Consider the following 2,158-nt stretch of genomic DNA (forward strand, 5'->3'; position numbering starts at 1 on the left):
GAATCCTCTACGTCATTTCTGCGGTTCACCCCGATTCGAGTCCCGGATCCGATCTCCCACCACTTCGTCTGCCAACCAATCCATTGACCGACTTCGCCGAGCGAGCAGTCCTGCTCAAGTCTCAGATGAAACTCGACGCCAGGCTGTTGAGCACGCGCTCTAAACCTCCCGAATCGCCGGTAGTTCAGCCAAATGGCTCCTCGCCATAACAGCTCAAAATTCGCGCGGCTGTCACCCGGGAGACTCTCGAACCGGTCCCAGTTCAAACTCGTCATAAGCCCCTCGCCGTTACCTATAAAACCCACAAAATGACGGTGAATAGGCATCCGCCGCTGCATAGTCACCGGCCCAACACCGGTACTGCACACTAGGTTCAGGAGCGCGGCTTCTCATGTTGGTCGTCCATAACCCAAGCCCTTGTGCTCGTGCGCAGAATATATCTTAAGCTTCGCGCCTCGGTGGAGTAGCACTTTAATGAACGCGATTACATCGACCTCATCGGTGGTGATGACAACCTTGTCCTGATCTACCCCAACCTGTACGTCGTACAAGAACTGCTCAAGGTCGGCGTACCCGAGGCTGTTCACCTCCAGCTCACGCAACAGCTGCCACAATTGCTCGCTGAACTCCTCCGGCGGGTCTCCAGCGACCAGTCGTCCAGCCGCTTCATCAGCTTCGGCCGCCTCAGTTAGTCGATCGATGACTTCCTTCGCCGCCTCCGCTGACTTGGCATCCTCGAATTTCCCAACCATTACTAGGTTCATCGAGTGCTCGGTCCCGTACCCGCTCCAAACTTTCATGCCACCTCCGTCGTTGCGAGCCGCCCAAATGCCGCCAGTACGCCATCTTCGCCAATCATCTGGCCGGCCACCGAGTATGATGTAGCGTGAGCAATTCCGCTGGCGTCGATGTGCGCATACGACCTCAAGCCAGTCTCGTTCGGAAAGGGCACAGCGATCGGCAGGGATATCGCCGCGTCCTCGGAGATGGTTAACGGCACCGAACCCGAGTATGACAGCACCCACGCCTCTAGCTGGGACAAGACTTCACGAGGTGCCCCTCGGCCGATGCGAGTGGGTCGCTCAGGCAGCAAGAGTAGTTCAGCTGCCCCGCGTTCGGCTGCCAGGTTCGCCACTGCGGTGAGCTGCCCAACGGTTTTGGCGTTCACGACGCAGTTCAGCCCGAACCGGAAGCTCTCAGCGATAAGGTCCAGCCGAGCGCACAGCTCGGCAAAACTGCGACCACGCAGCCGTTCGTAGGTGTCTGCTGTGCCATCGACACTGATCCGCACGAAGTTGACGGCATCTCTCAGCCGTGAGACGAGGTCTGTGTCCCAATTGTGCCCATGGGTTGTCATCGTGACGGCCAACCCCGTGTGTTCGGCGGCGTAGATACAAACGTCAGTAATGTGTCGGTAAACGGTCGGTTCTCCGCCACCAAACCCGATGCCGAGGGTATCGGCGTCATCGAGCTCGACCATCCACTCACACAGCCGCTTCGGGTTCAGATGCGCACGATGCTTCGGTGCGTAACAGTACGAGCAGGTCAGCTCACAGGCGTTCGTGACCGCGATCGATACCTGACGTGGCGCCACCGACCATTGATCCTCTGGGACGCCCACCTCGTCGACCAGCACATTCAAGCCGGTCGCACGGTCGAACAAGTGGACGCCGTCAGGACCGAGTCGACGCTTCACTAGTTCGCCCTTCGTGTATGCGTCCACATCAGAACTTGGACGTTCAGCGTGCCAGAGTAATCGGGACTGCTGCACGAGGAGGTGACATCTTGACTCGCCACCGACGCGTGCATCAGTCCCCCATCCGGTCGGGCTGCCTCAGTAGGCCGAGCTCGGCTCTGCGGTCAGCCGTGGAGACACGCGATCCTGCGTTTCGTGCTCACCCGCCAGTATCGCTAAGCGCGTGCCTGGCGATCCCAATCTGCTAGAGGCCGAACCTGTCTGGGCGCTGCAAACACGTCGCCGTTGTCGTGACGCCTACCCCAGCGCGCCGATCCCCGAGCCAGCCTTCGGGGCAGCGGTCTGCGGACGGTCTCATGATCGAACTGTGCTCGTAATCTTCACGCAGGGGTGTGGAGCGGCTCAGCGACCTCACCGACCACGAGGACCGCGCGACGGCCTTCCTCTTCGGTGACGGCGCGG

At 60.0% G+C, this 2,158-nt stretch carries 3 protein-coding genes; 1 reads left to right on the forward strand and 2 read right to left on the reverse strand.

Going from position 1 to position 2,158, the window contains the following annotated elements; all coding sequences use genetic code 11:
* Nucleotides 1-389: 389 nt before the first annotated feature.
* Nucleotides 390-800, reverse strand: coding sequence for a DUF6375 family protein (locus ACFWF3_RS33305; RefSeq protein WP_379317912.1), 411 nt, complete (start codon nucleotides 798-800; stop codon nucleotides 390-392).
* Nucleotides 797-1,663 (reverse strand): radical SAM protein, encoded by an 867-nt coding sequence (locus ACFWF3_RS33310; RefSeq protein WP_379317914.1) that lies wholly within the window; start codon nucleotides 1,661-1,663, stop codon nucleotides 797-799. Before ACFWF3_RS33310 ends, ACFWF3_RS33305 begins: the two co-directional genes overlap by 4 nt.
* 425 nt (nucleotides 1,664-2,088) lie before the next feature.
* On the opposite strand from ACFWF3_RS33310, the gene ACFWF3_RS33315 reads away from it, so the two are divergent.
* The coding region (locus ACFWF3_RS33315) for a hypothetical protein (protein WP_379317916.1) at nucleotides 2,089-2,158 on the forward strand (70 nt) is incomplete at its 3' end.

The sequence above is a fragment of the Nocardia sp. NPDC060220 genome (genome assembly GCF_042727815.1).
Taxonomy (GTDB): domain Bacteria; phylum Actinomycetota; class Actinomycetes; order Mycobacteriales; family Mycobacteriaceae; genus Nocardia.